The sequence below is a fragment of the Bacillus cereus group sp. BfR-BA-01316 genome (genome assembly GCF_022664195.1).
Classification (GTDB): Bacteria; Bacillota; Bacilli; order Bacillales; family Bacillaceae_G; genus Bacillus_A.
This window is the reverse complement of record NZ_JAKUGX010000025.1, coordinates 1-15,346: the sequence shown is the minus strand read 5'-3', so window position 1 is coordinate 15,346 and position 15,346 is coordinate 1. Positions and strand designations below refer to the sequence as shown.

The following is a 15,346-nucleotide window of genomic DNA, read 5'->3' as shown; positions in this document are numbered from 1 at the left end:
TATAATGAAAAAGAAATCAATTTCCTTTTTTCGCTGAACGAAGAGGAAATTTCATTAGAATGTATAGACAACTACTTGTGTGTATATTAAGATGGAATTAGGCGAATAAGGTAATAATAATAAGTAGGTATTTCATGGGAAAGGATCGATGAAAATGAAAACGCAAGTTGTCATCAATGCCAAAATTTATACAGGTAAAGAAGTAGTGGAAAACGGATTTATTCGTTACGCAGAAACAGTTAAAGAAATTGGTTTGATGGCTCAATATGTATCACAAGAAAATGAAACTGTGTTAGATGCGGCAGGAAAGATTGTGATTCCAGGTATGATTGATGTTCATATTCATGGTGGATACGATATTGATGCGATGGATGCAAATAGCGATGGATTAGTAACTCTTGGTAAAAAAATGTTAAAAGAAGGAGTTACAACTTACTTCCCAACAACAATGACACAAGCTCCAGAAGCGATTGAAGCGGCGCTAAGTGCTGCGAAGAAAGCGAAAGATAAAGGAGCACATTTCGAATATATTCACTTAGAAGGACCATATGTTTCAAAAAAACGTGCGGGTGCACAACCACTTGAACATATTGTTCCTGCGAGTATCGAGCAATTTAAACAATGGCAGGAAGCAAGCGGTAATCTAATTAAATTAGTAACATATGCACCGGAAGAAGAAGGTGCGTTAGAGTTTGAACAGTATCTTGCTGAAACAGGTGTTGTTGGCACAATGGGGCATACAGATGCGATTGATGCACAACTGAAAAATAGAAAAATTACACATGCAACACATTTATACAATCAAATGCGTGGATTACATCATCGTGAACCAGGAGTTGTTGGTCATGTGTTATTAAATCCAGATGTAATGGTTGAAGTAATTACAGATGGTATTCACATTCACCCTGATATGGTGAAATTAGCATATAAATTAAAAGGACCGAAAAAAGTAAGTGTCATTACAGATGCAATGCGTGCAAAAGGTCTTGAAGAAGGATTATATGAGCTTGGCGGACAGCCAGTACATGTAAAAGATGGCAGTGCCCGATTAGAAGATGGAACGTTAGCTGGTAGTATTTTGAAAATGGATCAAGCTTTCCGAAATGTAATTGAATTTACAGGATGCTCAATCGAGGAGGCAGTGTTAATGACATCAGTTAACCAAGCAGAAGAGTTTGGATTAAATAATAAAGGCGCGTTAGCGGCAGGCAAAGATGCAGACTTTGTTGTTATGACTGAAGAATTACATGTATATGATACGGTTCGTTTAGGAATTCATATGAAGGAAGGGAAGTAATTAGATGAATATTCTTGTTGTAAAAACTCCAGAAGAATTAGCAGAAGCAGGTTATAAGTTAATTAAAGAGGTTGTAAAATCAAAAGAAAATCCAACTTTAGGAATGGCTACAGGAAGCTCTCCATTAGGTATTTATGCAGAAATGCGAAAAAATAAACTTGATACAAGTCATGCAACCACTGTAAACTTAGATGAGTACGTAAATTTACCACACGAAGATAAAAACAGCTATCACTATTTCATGCAAGAACAGTTGTTTGATCATCTTCCATTTAAACAAACTTATGTACCGAATGGGATGGCAAGTGATTTAGAGGAAGAGTGCAAGCGTTATGAAGGCATTCTAGTAGCTAACCCAGTTGACTTACAGATTCTTGGAATCGGTGAAAACGGTCACATCGGATTTAATGAGCCAGGAACACCATTTAATTCTCCAACTAACATTGTAGAATTAACAGAATCTACGCGCCAAGCAAACCTTCGCTTCTTTGAAAATGAAGAAGATGTGCCAACTCATGCGATTACAATGGGAATTGGAAGTATTATGAAAGCGAAACAAATTCTACTTGTTGCTATGGGATCTAAAAAGGCAGAAGCTATTAAAGAATTATTGCAAGGTGAATATAGTGAGGCGTGTCCTGCGACAGTTTTACAACGTCATCCGAATGTAACCGTAATCGCAGATCCAGAAGCTCTATCTTTATGCAGTGAGGCGATTGCTGATGAACATCGACAAGTATTCACCATTTCCGATCTATTATCAGATTCAAGAGTGGGTGAAACAGCTAATTGAGGAAGGCGAATGGAAGCCGGGAGATAAAATTCCATCTGAGAATGAACTTTGTGATAAGTTCGAAGTGAGTCGTATGACAATCAGACAGGCGATTAATAACTTAGTGGAACAAGGTTATTTATACCGGAAACGTGGGATTGGAACGTTCGTCCAACTTCCGAAAGTGGAGCAAAAGTTGCAAGGAATGACGGGATTCACAGAAGATATGATTTCTCGTGGTATGAAACCGAGCAGCCAGTTATTAAGTTTCCGCCTAGTTCCAGCTACTGCTAAAATAGCAGACCGGCTGAGAATACAAGAGGGAGAATCGGTTTATGAAGTGAGGCGTACGCGCTTAGCTGATGACGAACCGATTGCATTTGAGACGACATATTTGTCGCCAACTCTTGTGAAAGATATTAACGAAGAAATATTGCAACAATCTTTATATGAACATTTAGAGAAAAAACTGGGCTTTAAGCTTGTTCGCGCTACTCAATCAATTGAAGCTTCAATTGCAACGGATAATGAAGCTGAACATCTGCATATTCCTAAAAAGGCGCCTGTACTTGTAATGCGTCAATGGTCATATTCAGAAGGTGAGTTACCGTTAGAGTATGTGAAATGTATTTATCGTGGGGATCGTTACAAGTTTATTACGAACATCGCACGTAACAAGTAATATATTTCAGTTTGTGAAGTACAGTGAACTTTGATGTTTTCAACATGTAAAGAAATAAAAATACGACTCATCCTTATAAGGATCGAGTCGTGTTTTTATTTGCTTCTTCATTATAAACAAGTACTTGGTTAACGGCATCTTTGACAGCATCTACTACATAGTGAGCGTGCTCTTTTACCGCGTCATCAGCTTGAGACATAGCAAAACTATGCGGAGTTAAAGAAAACATTGGAATATCATTGTAAGAATCCCCTATGCACGCAACCTCCTCTGGTTGTATTTGAAACTCTTGTAATAAAACAGAAATAGCAGAACCTTTACTAATATTTGGTGGCATTACATCTAAACATTGTTCAGCTGAAATGAAAGTACTAACTTTTCCACGGAATTTTTCATCAATCTTTTTTTGAAGGAGTTGTAAGTTTTCCTTTGTTCCACCGATAGAAATTTTATTTGGAAAAATTGTATCATCGATTTTCTGTAATAAATTTGGTTCTTCAACAGAAGTCATTGTTATTTGTTTTTCGAGTTCATGAATAAAAGGTGTCTTTTCTTCAATATAGTAATTATGCTCATCACTTACATAACGGAAATAAGGGTCTTCATTTGTCATTGCTAACAAATCAGGTAGAATACTGGAATCGAATGTTGCAGATAATAGTTGTTTATTTTCTTGTGTATATACGAAAACACCGTTCACACTAATGCGATGGAAATTTGTATTTACAGCCTTCATTAAGTCTGCGATTTCATTATCAAGTCGCCCGGAAGCGAAACAAAGAATAACATTTTGCTCAGCAAGACTGCGAAGTGCTACAATATCTTGTTCATCAATTAGACCTCCATGTTGCATCATTGTACCGTCAATATCACTTACAAACATTTTAATCATGTTGCTATCTCCTTTCTATGTACAGTCGCTCTTACATTATACGCATCATATATAAACATGTCTAAAAAATGAATTTTTATCAAATGGTAGATGTTTTACATTGACGACAAAGAAGAATGTTCTGTAACATAAAAGTAGGCTATTTAAGTACGAGGGTGGTGTTATATGAGTAATTATCTAGAAATTAAAAAAGTTTTAAATAATAATGTCATCATTGCTAGCCATCCTGAACACGAGGAAGTAGTAGTGATCGGTAAAGGAATTGGATTTGGAAAAAAGGCTGAAGATGTGTTGGAGCAAGAACAAATTGAGAAAATGTTTGTTTTAAAAAATGAACGTGATCGAGAACAATACAAACTTTTAGTGCCACATGTGAGTGAAAAGCTAATTGAATTGATGAATGATATTATGTTATACATTCAAGAAAAAGCGGAGTCTCCATTAAATGAACATATTCATATCGCTTTAACAGATCATATTTCTTTTGCAATTAAAAGACTGAAACAAGGACTTACAATAGATAATCCTTTTTTAGTTGAAACGAAAATGCTATATCCAGAGGAATATGAAATTGCTGAAGGAGTTGTGCAACTTTTAAATTCTCGTTTGCAAATTATATTGCCAGAAGGAGAAGTAGGCTTTATCGCACTCCATATTTACAGCTCGCTTACAAACTCTGATTTATCTTCTGTTAATCAAAATTCCCGTCTTATTGCACAACTTGTGTCTTTAATTGAGATAAACCTACAAATTACATTAGACCAAGAAAGCATTCATTATTTACGCCTTATTCGTCATTTGCAATATGCTATTGAACGGGTGAAAAAAGGAGAAAAAGTAGAAGAAGCACAAAGTTTTGCTGATTTATTAAAATTAGAATATCCAGTTTGTTACAATTTGGCATGGAAGCTAGTCAAAGTAATGCAGAAAGAATTACAACTTCCTGTTTATGAAGCGGAGAGTATTTATTTAACGATGCATTTACAACGATTAGTGAAAGCAGAACATGTGTAAAAAGACATATATTTTTGTCTAAAATGAAAACGTTAAAAAAAATGATTGAATCGCTTACAATAGTTATGTATAATAACTATTGCAAAGTTATACAAAATTCGACAAACACATTAAGGTAAATAACGAAAACGTTTGCTTTAATTATAGTGAACTTATACGTAATCCTATTTTTGACACGTGTTACTGATTCGATCAGGCATGAGTGGAGAAAAGTTGGGAATGTAAGCTAAAGAAAGGGACATACTACCCTTTGTATAGCTATCGTTCTATCTTTTTTTTCCTCATGCCTTTTTGGCGTTTGTCGAAAAGTATCAATATAGATAAGAGAGGAAGGGTTTCCATGTTTAAGAAGATCTTTGGTGTTCTTCAAAAAGTCGGAAAAGCGCTTATGCTTCCAGTAGCGATTTTACCGGCAGCAGGTATTTTACTTGGATTTGGTAATGCATTTCAAAATCCACAACTAACAAATGTTATCCCTGCTTTAAAAGCAGATTGGTTCGTAATGGTTGCAAAAATTATGGAACAATCGGGTGATATTATTTTCGCTAACCTTGCGCTATTATTCGCAGTTGGGGTAGCAATCGGTTTAGCTGGTGGAGACGGAGTAGCTGGTTTAGCAGCGTTCGTCGGCTACTTAATTATGAACAAAACGATGAGTGTGTTCTTAGAAGTAGATAAACTAGTGAAAGTAACAAGCACTGGAACAGATCCAGTGAAAATTGGATTTTCAGATCCAGCATATGCAAACGTATTAGGAATCCCAACGCTGCAAACAGGAGTGTTTGGTGGTATTATCGTCGGGATAGTAGCGGCATATTGCTATAATAAATACTTCAACATTGAATTACCATCATACTTAGGTTTCTTTGCAGGTAAGCGTTTCGTACCGATCGCAACTGCAACATTCTCTTTAGTAGTAGGTATTATCATGTGCTTCGTTTGGCCATACATTCAGGGTGGCTTAAATACGTTCTCACATCAAATGATTGATGCAAATAGAACGATAGCAGCATTTATATTCGGTTTAATCGAACGTTCATTAATTCCATTTGGATTACATCATATTTTCTATTCACCGTTCTGGTTCGAATTCGGTCAGTATACAAATGCAGCTGGCGAATTAATCCGTGGTGACCAAAAAATCTTTATGGCACAGTTAAAAGACGGCGTAGAATTAACAGCTGGTACATTTACAACTGGTAAGTATCCGTTCATGATGTTCGGTCTTCCAGCAGCAGCTTTAGCAATGTACCATGAAGCACGTCCAGAAAATAAAAAATTAGCAGCTGGGATTTTAGGATCTGCTGCATTAACATCTTTCTTAACAGGTATTACAGAACCGCTTGAATTTTCATTCTTATTCGTAGCACCAGTATTATTTGGAATCCATGCAGTATTCGCTGGTCTATCATTTATGACAATGCAAATTTTAGGTGTTAAAATTGGTATGACATTCTCTGGTGGTTTAATTGACTTCATATTATTTGGTGTACTACCAGGTCGTACGGCATGGTGGTGGGTAATTATTGTTGGTCTTGTACTAGCAGTTATTTACTACTTCGGATTCCGTTTCGCAATCCGTAAATGGAACTTAAAAACACCTGGTCGTGAAGTAGCGAATGCTAATGAAGGCGCAGGGAAAACAGAAGCAGGAGAACTTCCACGTGAAGTATTAGTAGCACTTGGTGGTAAAGAAAACATTGCTTCATTAGATGCTTGTATTACTCGTTTACGCGTTCAAGTTAACGAACAAAAAAATGTAAATAAAGACCGCTTAAAAGAGCTTGGAGCAGCTGGTGTACTTGAAGTTGGAAATAACATTCAAGCTATTTTCGGACCGAAATCTGACACATTAAAATCACAAATTCATGATATTATGTCAGGTCGTACACCTCATGTTGAAAAAGAAGAGCCTGTAAAAGCGGAAGAAGCTCCTCAACAGGTTGATGGAAATGAAACAATCGTTTCACCAATTGAAGGGAAAATCTTACCGATTACAGAAGTACCTGACCAAGTATTCTCAGGGAAAATGATGGGAGATGGATTTGCGATTGAGCCAACAGAAGGAACAGTAGTTTCTCCGGTTAATGGTGAGATTGTAAATGTATTCCCTACAAAACATGCGATTGGTATTCAGTCTGAAGGAGGAAAAGAAATTTTAATCCACTTCGGTATTGATACTGTAAAATTAAATGGTGAAGGCTTTGAAGCGCTTGTAGCACAAGGTGATAAAGTGAAGCAAGGACAACCATTATTAAAAGTAGATCTTGCATTTGTAAAAGAAAATGCACCATCTATTATTACACCAATCGTCTTTACGAATTTACAACAAGGGCAACAAGTCGAATTGAAAAAAGATGGAAATGTTAAGAAGGGCGAAAACGCTATTATTGACATTCAGTAGGAATTTGACGCAAAATGTTTATAATTATAATAGGCGATGTGGTTGACCGAACATCGCCTATTATATACAATAGATGATGTAGTACTCACGTCTATACAACTAAAAAAATACTGTATTTAAAGGAGATAAATTATCATGGAAAAAATCTTTAAAGTAACTAGCGACTCAGGAATTCATGCTCGTCCAGCAACTCTACTTGTAAACACTGCAAGCAAATTCGGTTCTGACATTAACTTAGAGTATAACGGGAAAAACGTTAACTTAAAATCAATCATGGGTGTTATGTCTTTAGGAATTCAACAAGGCGCGGAAATTAAGGTCACTGCAAATGGTGATGATGCAGCTCAAGCACTAGCAGCTATCGAAGAAACTATGAAAAACGAAGGATTAGGAGAATAATGACTCTTAACATCCAAGGGATCGCTGCATCAAGTGGGATTGCTATTGCAAAGGCTTTCAGACTTGAGAATCCTGAATTTAACATTGAAAAGAAATCAATTACAAACGAAGCTGCTGAAATTGCACGCTTAGACGCTGCGCTTGAGAAAGCAAAATCTGAACTAGAAGCTATTAAGGACCACGCTTTTGCTGAGCTAGGTGCTGATAAAGCTGCTATCTTTGAAGCACATTTATTAGTATTAAATGATCCAGAATTAGTAAATCCAGTAAAAGATAAAGTAAATAGCGAAAAAGTAAATGCTGAATTTGCAATGGATGAAGTTGCATCAATGTTTATTTCTATGTTTGAAAACATGGATAACGAATATATGAAAGAACGTGCTGCGGATATTCGCGACGTAACAAAACGTGTTCTTGCACATTTACTAGGAATTAACTTCTCAAACCCTGGTACAATTTCTGAAGAAGTAATCATCATTGCTGAAGATTTAACACCATCTGATACAGCTCAGTTAAACCGTAAGTATGCAAAAGGTTTCACAACTGATATCGGTGGACGTACATCTCACTCTGCAATTATGGCTCGTTCTATGGAAATTCCAGCTGTTGTTGGTACGAAAGTTGTTATGGAGAAAATCCAAAACGGCGATATCGTAATCATTGACGGTTTAGATGGAGAAGTAATTGTAAACCCATCTGAAGAAACTCTTCGTTCTTTTGAAGAAAAGAAAGCGAAATTTGAAGAGCAAAAAGCTGTATGGGCAAAATTAAAAGATCAAGCAACTGTAACAAGTGATGGACATCACGTTGAGCTTGTTGCTAATATCGGAACACCAAATGATGTACAAGGTATTATCGATAATGGCGGAGAAGGCGTTGGTTTATACCGTACAGAATTCTTATACATGGGCCGTGACAATCTTCCAACAGAAGAAGAGCAGTTCGAAGCGTATAAAGCAGTTCTTGAAGGTGTAAAAGAAGATCAACCAGTCGTTGTTCGTACACTTGACATCGGTGGAGATAAAGAGCTTCCATACTTACATTTACCAAAAGAAATGAACCCATTCTTAGGATACCGTGCAATTCGCTTATGTCTTGATGAGCAAGATGTGTTCCGTACACAACTTCGTGCATTACTTCGTGCTAGCGTATACGGTAACTTAAAAATTATGTTCCCAATGATTGCAACTCTTGATGAGTTCCGTCAAGCGAAAGCAATCTTATTAGAAGAGAAAGAAAGACTTGTTCAAGCGGGTACAACTGTTTCTGATTCTATTGAAATTGGTATGATGGTTGAAATTCCAGCTTCAGCAGTATTAGCAGATCAGTTCGCAAAAGAGGTTGATTTCTTCTCTATCGGAACAAATGACTTAATCCAATACACAATGGCTGCAGACCGTATGAACGAACGTGTAGCTTACTTATACCAACCATATAACCCATCTATTTTACGTCTTGTAAAAATGGTTATCGATGCTGCTCATAAAGAAGGCAAGTGGGCTGGTATGTGTGGTGAGATGGCGGGAGATTCACTTGCTATCCCATTATTATTAGGCTTAGGTTTAGATGAGTTCAGTATGAGTGCAACATCTATTCTTCCTGCAAGAACACAACTAAGTAAGTTGTCAAAAGCAGAAATGGAAACTTTAGCAGAAAAGGCATTAATGATGTCAACTGCTGAAGAAGTTGTTGAACTAGTTAAAAGCATATAATAATAAAAAAACCTGAGTCGATTTGAAATCGGTCTCAGGTTTTTTCTATGAGAAAAGTAAATCATTGTTCTACCTTTATTTTATAGAGGATTAAAAGAAGAGTTAGATAGCGATCGCAATGACATCAGTTGGGCAAACACGTAAAATACCTGTAAAAGTATCTCTATTTCCTTGATTATCTTTTCCACCTTGACCTTGACCTTGACCTTGACCTTGTTGCATTGCTAAAGCAACGCCGTTAGCAAATCCCTCAAATACAACATTGTGAAAAGTTCCATTTCCTCTAATCTTTAAGAAAGAAATTTCTGTTCCAACTGAAATGTTTCTAAGGACGTTACATACAGCAGGTCGTTGCTCTCTAACTTCTTCTCTTTCACGATTATGACACTCTCTAAAATCATCTCGACATCCAAAAGTTCCAAACATAATCCTCATCACCCCCTTCACACTTATAATCTATGTAAGTTCGGCAGTCGGTGACTGGACAGATAATGGAAATTTTTCTAGGGTATTTTCTCATTTTAAATGACTAGATGGGTATTTAGTATGGAATGATGTTTAAAATAGGGGAAATATCACAAAAAAATGTAAAGACCACCGAAATGAATGAAATAGGTAGCCTTTACACTTTTTTACTTTTATATAAAACGATGATATATACAGGAAGAGCTAAGAGTAGTGGTGCAATGGATCGTGCAGTATGTTTTTCTGCTTCTAATTGTAACGCTTCTTCTTTAGGGAATTGTAACACTGATATGTTTGCAGCATCGCCAATAAAATATAGCAGCAGTACAGTTACTATGTAACTTAAAAGTGCGATAAAGCTTCCGTATGAACTCAATGAAAATCCCTCTCTTGTTATCTATTTGTTATCATTGTATCACAATTGTAACAAAAATACACGGTTATATTTCGATACTTTAACAAAATTCGACACAAAACGCCATATTTGTTTATAGGGATAGCATGAAAATTACGATTTCTCTATGTGTAGATGTCGAATAATACATTTTAATATTACGGATGTGTGACAGAGTATAAAAAAACGAAGGTAATGAAATTACCTTCGTTTTTTTATTATTTCGCCCATTCGCTCACTTGTTCTACGCTCATGCGCGGTGCAGGGTGACCTTTTAAAGTTGATTCACCAATTGTAATAAGCATAATTGGCACGTAACGAGATGAAACATTAAATTCTTCCATTAGTGCTTGTGGGTTGAAACCACCAATTGCGCAAGTATCCCAGCCAGTTGCTTTAGCAGCAAGCATAAGTTGCATTGCTGCTAAAGCAGCATTTGAAAAGGCAGCATCTCGTGGGTATTGCTCACGAGTATATGCAGATTCAATGTTTTTAGCTAAGCGCTCTTTTGCTTCTTCTTTCATAAATCCTTGTTCTACAATTGGACCGTAAACAGGTTCAACATTTTTATATGCTTCTAAATCACCTAAAATAGCGACTACGGCAGAAGCATCAAGAATTTGTTGTTGGTTATAAGCAATTGGGTGTAATCGTTTTTGTACGTCTTCGCCTTGGAAAACAAAGAATTTCCAATGTTGCAAGTTCCAAGCAGAAGGTGCTTGAACAGCTGCTTTTAAAATTTCGTGTAATTCTGCACTGGAAATTTCTTTTTCAGGGTTGAATGCACGTGTAGATGTGCGTTCATATAAAACGTTAAAAAAGTCACTGTTTGTCATTATATATCCTCCAAATTACATATCAGCTTAATTTAAAATACATGTAATATATTCTACTTACATTTTGTAAGTTATTGAATTTAAGAATATAATAACTTTATTTTAATTGTCAAGTTTTAAGTAATAAGGAGGGCATTCATACAAACGATACAATTCATATAATCATACACTAAAAAAGGAATTTCTAGAGTAGATAAGCGAAGATAACATTCTCAATTAGCTTGTTAATATGTATCCCTCACTAATCGGATTTTTTTGAGTACAATCTTTTATAAAATGATTGTGAGGAATTCAGCAAAACAAGATATATGAAGTGAGTGAAGACTAGTGATGAACATACTACATTTTTTATTAGAGAATACTGTTTTCCAAAATGTATTACAAGATCTTCAGTTGAATGTCCTTTATATAGAAGATGGATGTACACATCAACAAACGATAGAAAATGTCCATCCAAAATGTATGTTTATAGCAAATAGTTTTGAAGAAGGAGAAATATTGTTTCATAGAACTAGACCGCATATTGTAATTATGTATGTAACAGATGTTACTCAAATAAAATATATAAAGAATATATATGATTCACGGAGTACATTCATTATCATTTGGGATCAACAGATAAACAATGAGTTTGCAGATTTACTTATGTTAGGAATACGTAATATTGTTATAGCGCCAGTAACCCCACAAGTGGTACTAGAGGAAGTGAATAAGAGTTTATATCAGCTTTCTTTAGTGCGGCAAGTAAGTTTACAACAAGAATTACTTCAAACGATGTTTGATTTTCAAAATGATTTATTATTTATAGTAGAAGATGATGAGATTGTTGATTGTAATACAAATTTCTTGGAATTTTTCGGGTATGAAAATTTATTTGAATATCGTGAACAGCATTTAGTATTTGCAGAACATCTTATTAGAGAGAATGGCTATTATTCGACGACTCACGATATAACATGGCTGGATGATACTTTATCAAATGGAAGAAGAATTAAGATGTACAATTATGAAGGAGAAGCGTATACCTTTTTATTACGTGCGACACCATTACCAGAAGACTTATCACGATTTATAGTAAAGTGCACAGAGATTACAGAATTAGATGAAATCTATCAAGAGCAAGAAAGACTGGCTATGATAGACTCATTGACAGAAATATATAATCGCTTGAAATTCCAACAAATATTGGAGACAGAGTGGGAGAATGTATTGCGTAATGATGAAAAAGTTGCACTTATTTTGTTTGATATAGATAATTTTAAATCAGTAAATGACACATATGGTCATGATTTTGGCGATTTAGCATTAATACAACTTGCAGATCTTATGAAATCTAAAGTTGAAGATCAACATGTATTTGCAAGATGGGGAGGAGAGGAATTTATAATATTAGTGACAAATACGGTAGAAAAAGAAGCGTTTCAAGTTGCGGAATCATTGCGATTTTTCATTGAAACAAAGCATTTCTCTGGAATTTCGAAATTAACAGCAAGTTTTGGAGTTGCGTTATATGAGCAAGGAATTACAAGAGAAGAGTTAATGCAAAGAGCGGATATTGCATTATATGAAGCGAAAAAAAATGGGAAAAATCAAGTATGTATATATAGAAAAGAAAAAATGTGATTTTTCGCAACAAAATGTTGCGATTTTTTTTTATTACCCGATAATAGAATGTGGGGTCCATTTTAAATGAAGTAATTACGGAGGAACAACATGATAAAAAAAATAATGACTATGGCTTCACTGTCTGCTGTTGTTTGCGGAGGAGTATACTATTTTCTCTATAGTCCCAATCTAAAGGAGCAAACAGTATTAACAACAAAGGTAACGCCCGCTATTGAGTCAGAAGTACAGGATAATATAGAAGAAAAAGAAGAACAACAAATTGATTATGCTAGTATATCTCAAAAGTTAGATCAATATTTAATAGGAAAGCAATTTAATGGGACAGTTTTGGTGACAGATAAAGAACATGTTATATTGAATAAAGGGTATGGATATGCTGACGTTCAAAATAAAATAGAAAATACGCCTCAAACAAAATATCGTATCGGTTCTATTACGAAAACAGTTGTTGCTACATCTATTTTACAGTTACAAGAACAAGGGAAGTTAAATATTCAAGACAATGTAAATAAATACATTCCTTCATTTCCAGCAGATAAAAATGTCACTTTATATCATCTATTAACGCATACATCAGGTTTACCGGAAAATGGAAAAGGGAAGGTTAATGTAGCTTCACGTATACATTTAATAAATTGGATTGGAAGTCAGAAATTAGAGTTTCCACCAGGATCAGGTTGGAAGTATACGGATTATAATTATATGGTGCTTGCTTATATTATAGAAAATATAACGAAAAAGCCTTTAGGAGATTATATAAAAGAAAATATATTTACAAAAGCAGAGATGCATGAATCAGGTATGGGAAATATGGTGCCTGGAGACACGAATTTCACGAAGGGTTATGTGAAGAAAGATCAAGTACTTGTACCTGCACAAGAAGTAAAGATGGACTGGTTATATGGTTGTGGTGAGATGTATACGACAGTTGGGGATATGAAAAAATTAGACGAAGCGATAATAAATGGCAAGCTTCTATCAGAACAAAGTATACAAGTGATGTTTACACCTTCACAAGAAAGAAAATATGCATTTAGTTTTTACATATATCCAGATTATTTTCACAACCATGGTGTACTCTCTGGTTGGAATACGTTTAATAATTTTAATAAAGATAAAGGAACATTTGTTATACTATTTTCAAATGTGAAAAATAGTTTGGATGATGATTTTAATAAAGAGTTTCGAAAGATGGTAAATGATTTATTAGAACAAAGGGGATGAGAATATGGAACGTAAAAATTTATCAATTGGTTTCATTGGTATTGGTGTGATGGGAAAAAGTATGGTTCATCATTTAATGCAAAACGGTTATAAAGTATATGTATATAACAGAACGAAGGAAAAAGCGGATTCTTTAGTACAAGAGGGTGCAAGTTGGTGTAATACACCGAAGGCGTTAGTAAAGCAAGTTGATGTTGTTATGACGATGGTTGGATATCCTCATGATGTAGAAGAAGTGTACTTCGGGATAGATGGAATTTTAGAACATGGAAATGAAGGTACGATAGCAATTGACTTTACAACATCTACACCAACATTGGCAAAACGTATTAATGAAGTTGCGAAAAGAAAGAACATATATACACTAGATGCACCTGTATCTGGGGGAGATGTTGGGGCTAAAGAAGCAAAACTAGCAATTATGGTAGGTGGAGAGAAAGAAATATATGATAGATGCTTGCCTCTATTTGAAAAACTAGGAACAAATATCCAGTTGCAAGGACCAGCTGGGAGTGGACAGCATACAAAAATGTGTAATCAAATTGCAATTGCTTCTAACATGGTAGGGGTATGTGAAGCGGTAGCATATGCGAAAAAGGCCGGACTTAATGCAGATAAAGTATTAGAGAGTATTTCAACTGGTGCAGCAGGTAGCTGGTCATTAAGTAATTTAGCTCCTCGAATGTTAAAGGGAGATTTTGAACCTGGTTTTTATGTAAAGCATTTTATGAAGGATATGAAGATTGCTTTAGATGAGGCTGGAAAATTACAATTACCAGTACCAGGTTTAAGTTTAGCGAAGAAATTGTATGAAGAGTTAATCGAAGATGGAGAAGAGAATAGCGGGACACAAGTATTATATAAAAAGTATATAAGGGGGTAAATGAGATGGATCTTCAAAAGTTTGATGAGATGATTGATGCTGTACAGCGAGCAACTTGTGTACAGATTAATGATAAGCAAAAAGAGGCTTTTAAACAAAAATATGATTTTGAGCCAAAGTTCGAATATGGACGAGATGAGAAAGGACATTATGTTATCCGAACCTCGAAAAAGATGTTAGAGGAAATGGATTTTTATTTGGCATTGAAATATGATCGGGATGGAATTGCCCTTTATATGCATGCTGAGATTGAAGGGACATGTCATGTATCCGTTAGCTATAGTGAAGATGCACTTCATTTGCAAGAATTGTTTCAATTTCTAGAAGAAAATAAATAAAAAGTCCTCATTTGAGGACTTTTTATTTAGGCAGGCATAATATTTAAGTTGTATAATTATAGGCTCGAAGCGCGACGGCATCGTTCAATTGGGAATGGAATAACTTGAGCAATGTGATTAGGGCCGAGCTGTTTTGCGCGAGCATGGCGTAATATATAAAATGCGCACAGAATAGCGATAGGAATAGCACCATATAAACCGAAAAATAAAGCGCTTACACAAGAAGCGACAAAACCTAAAACACCAACTTCTAATTCTTCCATAATAGCTCCTAAAATAACAGGAATAGCTCCGCATGAAACTCCTAGTATAAGTGCGATAAGTAAACTCATGATTATCCCCCTCTGTTTGCAATATTCTTTTCCTTCTTATTAGTTGTAGTATATCATACGCAAAACAGAATTTTCA

Annotated in this window: 16 protein-coding genes; 11 read left to right on the top strand and 5 right to left on the bottom strand. The window is 35.3% G+C overall.

The genetic code is table 11. From position 1 onward, the window contains the following. The first annotated feature begins 154 nt into the window (after window positions 1–154). From nagA to phnF, 3 genes are read left to right on the top strand one after another with little or no spacing between them, the layout of a single operon-like run. Window positions 155–1,297: an N-acetylglucosamine-6-phosphate deacetylase gene (nagA, locus tag MR071_RS17825; RefSeq protein ID WP_242237349.1), complete on the top strand. Its 1,143-nt coding sequence runs from the start codon at window positions 155–157 to the stop codon at window positions 1,295–1,297. Window positions 1,298–1,301: 4 nt separating this feature from the next. After that, window positions 1,302–2,090 carry a glucosamine-6-phosphate deaminase gene (nagB, locus tag MR071_RS17820; protein ID WP_002033913.1) on the top strand — a complete coding sequence of 263 codons (789 nt, stop codon included), beginning with the start codon at window positions 1,302–1,304 and terminating at the stop codon, window positions 2,088–2,090. Beyond that, a complete protein-coding gene (gene phnF, locus MR071_RS17815) occupies window positions 2,020–2,751 on the top strand; it encodes a phosphonate metabolism transcriptional regulator PhnF (RefSeq protein ID WP_078172874.1) in 732 nt (243 codons plus the stop codon). Before nagB ends, phnF begins: the two co-directional genes overlap by 71 nt. A 73-nt stretch (window positions 2,752–2,824) precedes the next feature. On the opposite strand, the gene MR071_RS17810 is transcribed toward phnF, so the two are convergent. After that, entirely contained in the window at window positions 2,825–3,643 is an 819-nt protein-coding gene (locus tag MR071_RS17810) for an HAD family hydrolase (RefSeq protein WP_105584643.1), read from the bottom strand. A 165-nt stretch (window positions 3,644–3,808) separates the two neighbouring features. On the opposite strand from MR071_RS17810, the gene glcT reads away from it, so the two are divergent. From glcT to ptsP, 4 genes are all read left to right on the top strand, one after another. After that, window positions 3,809–4,657 carry a glucose PTS transporter transcription antiterminator GlcT gene (glcT, locus tag MR071_RS17805; RefSeq protein ID WP_105584644.1) on the top strand — a complete coding sequence of 283 codons (849 nt, stop codon included), beginning with the start codon at window positions 3,809–3,811 and terminating at the stop codon, window positions 4,655–4,657. Window positions 4,658–4,997: 340 nt separating this feature from the next. Then, complete coding sequence (gene ptsG / locus MR071_RS17800; protein WP_105584645.1) at window positions 4,998–7,061, top strand: PTS glucose transporter subunit IIABC; 2,064 nt, start codon at window positions 4,998–5,000, stop codon at window positions 7,059–7,061. Between the two features lie 135 nt (window positions 7,062–7,196). Further along, window positions 7,197–7,460: a phosphocarrier protein HPr gene (gene ptsH, locus MR071_RS17795; protein WP_002033915.1), complete on the top strand. Its 264-nt coding sequence runs from the start codon at window positions 7,197–7,199 to the stop codon at window positions 7,458–7,460. Then, the gene (ptsP, locus tag MR071_RS17790) at window positions 7,460–9,172 is read left to right on the top strand and encodes a phosphoenolpyruvate--protein phosphotransferase (RefSeq protein WP_105584646.1); all 1,713 of its coding nucleotides are present in this window, start codon (window positions 7,460–7,462) and stop codon (window positions 9,170–9,172) included. The genes ptsH and ptsP overlap by 1 nt, the downstream gene beginning before the upstream one ends. A 102-nt stretch (window positions 9,173–9,274) precedes the next feature. On the opposite strand, the gene MR071_RS17785 is transcribed toward ptsP, so the two are convergent. The 3 genes from MR071_RS17785 to MR071_RS17775 form a co-directional block, all read right to left on the bottom strand. Further along, a complete protein-coding gene (locus MR071_RS17785; protein WP_242237295.1) occupies window positions 9,275–9,598 on the bottom strand; it encodes a DUF3915 family protein in 324 nt (107 codons plus the stop codon). A gap of 196 nt (window positions 9,599–9,794) precedes the next feature. Then, window positions 9,795–10,013: a hypothetical protein gene (locus MR071_RS17780; RefSeq protein WP_002088422.1), complete on the bottom strand. Its 219-nt coding sequence runs from the start codon at window positions 10,011–10,013 to the stop codon at window positions 9,795–9,797. Between the two features lie 236 nt (window positions 10,014–10,249). Continuing rightward, a complete protein-coding gene (locus MR071_RS17775; RefSeq protein WP_242237293.1) occupies window positions 10,250–10,867 on the bottom strand; it encodes a nitroreductase family protein in 618 nt (205 codons plus the stop codon). Window positions 10,868–11,197: 330 nt separating this feature from the next. Here MR071_RS17775 and MR071_RS17770 point away from each other — a divergent pair, with 330 nt between their 5' ends. The 4 genes from MR071_RS17770 (at window position 11,198) to MR071_RS17755 (ending at window position 14,938) form a co-directional block, all read left to right on the top strand. After that, window positions 11,198–12,490, top strand: coding sequence for a sensor domain-containing diguanylate cyclase (locus tag MR071_RS17770; protein WP_142395761.1), 1,293 nt, complete (start codon window positions 11,198–11,200; stop codon window positions 12,488–12,490). 90 nt (window positions 12,491–12,580) lie between these two features. Beyond that, window positions 12,581–13,717, top strand: a complete 1,137-nt coding sequence (locus MR071_RS17765) for a serine hydrolase (RefSeq protein ID WP_105584650.1) — start codon at window positions 12,581–12,583, stop codon at window positions 13,715–13,717. Between the two features lie 4 nt (window positions 13,718–13,721). After that, a complete protein-coding gene (locus tag MR071_RS17760) occupies window positions 13,722–14,600 on the top strand; it encodes an NAD(P)-dependent oxidoreductase (protein ID WP_105584651.1) in 879 nt (292 codons plus the stop codon). A 5-nt stretch (window positions 14,601–14,605) separates the two neighbouring features. Then, a complete protein-coding gene (locus tag MR071_RS17755; protein WP_105584652.1) occupies window positions 14,606–14,938 on the top strand; it encodes a DUF3909 family protein in 333 nt (110 codons plus the stop codon). Window positions 14,939–14,994: 56 nt separating this feature from the next. Here MR071_RS17755 and MR071_RS17750 read toward each other — a convergent pair whose 3' ends face one another. Further along, the gene (locus MR071_RS17750) at window positions 14,995–15,270 is read right to left on the bottom strand and encodes a hypothetical protein (protein WP_242237291.1); all 276 of its coding nucleotides are present in this window, start codon (window positions 15,268–15,270) and stop codon (window positions 14,995–14,997) included. Window positions 15,271–15,346 lie beyond the last annotated feature (76 nt).

Coding starts and splice junctions, on each gene's coding strand:
- nagA (WP_242237349.1), top strand. CDS start 155: ATGAAAACGCAAGTTGTCATCAATGCCAAAATTTATACAGGTAAAGAA.
- nagB (WP_002033913.1), top strand. CDS start 1,302: ATGAATATTCTTGTTGTAAAAACTCCAGAAGAATTAGCAGAAGCAGGT.
- phnF (WP_078172874.1), top strand. CDS start 2,020: ATGAACATCGACAAGTATTCACCATTTCCGATCTATTATCAGATTCAA.
- MR071_RS17810 (WP_105584643.1), bottom strand. CDS start 3,643: ATGATTAAAATGTTTGTAAGTGATATTGACGGTACAATGATGCAACAT.
- glcT (WP_105584644.1), top strand. CDS start 3,809: ATGAGTAATTATCTAGAAATTAAAAAAGTTTTAAATAATAATGTCATC.
- ptsG (WP_105584645.1), top strand. CDS start 4,998: ATGTTTAAGAAGATCTTTGGTGTTCTTCAAAAAGTCGGAAAAGCGCTT.
- ptsH (WP_002033915.1), top strand. CDS start 7,197: ATGGAAAAAATCTTTAAAGTAACTAGCGACTCAGGAATTCATGCTCGT.
- ptsP (WP_105584646.1), top strand. CDS start 7,460: ATGACTCTTAACATCCAAGGGATCGCTGCATCAAGTGGGATTGCTATT.
- MR071_RS17785 (WP_242237295.1), bottom strand. CDS start 9,598: ATGTTTGGAACTTTTGGATGTCGAGATGATTTTAGAGAGTGTCATAAT.
- MR071_RS17775 (WP_242237293.1), bottom strand. CDS start 10,867: ATGACAAACAGTGACTTTTTTAACGTTTTATATGAACGCACATCTACA.
- MR071_RS17770 (WP_142395761.1), top strand. CDS start 11,198: ATGAACATACTACATTTTTTATTAGAGAATACTGTTTTCCAAAATGTA.
- MR071_RS17765 (WP_105584650.1), top strand. CDS start 12,581: ATGATAAAAAAAATAATGACTATGGCTTCACTGTCTGCTGTTGTTTGC.
- MR071_RS17760 (WP_105584651.1), top strand. CDS start 13,722: ATGGAACGTAAAAATTTATCAATTGGTTTCATTGGTATTGGTGTGATG.
- MR071_RS17755 (WP_105584652.1), top strand. CDS start 14,606: ATGGATCTTCAAAAGTTTGATGAGATGATTGATGCTGTACAGCGAGCA.
- MR071_RS17750 (WP_242237291.1), bottom strand. CDS start 15,270: ATGAGTTTACTTATCGCACTTATACTAGGAGTTTCATGCGGAGCTATT.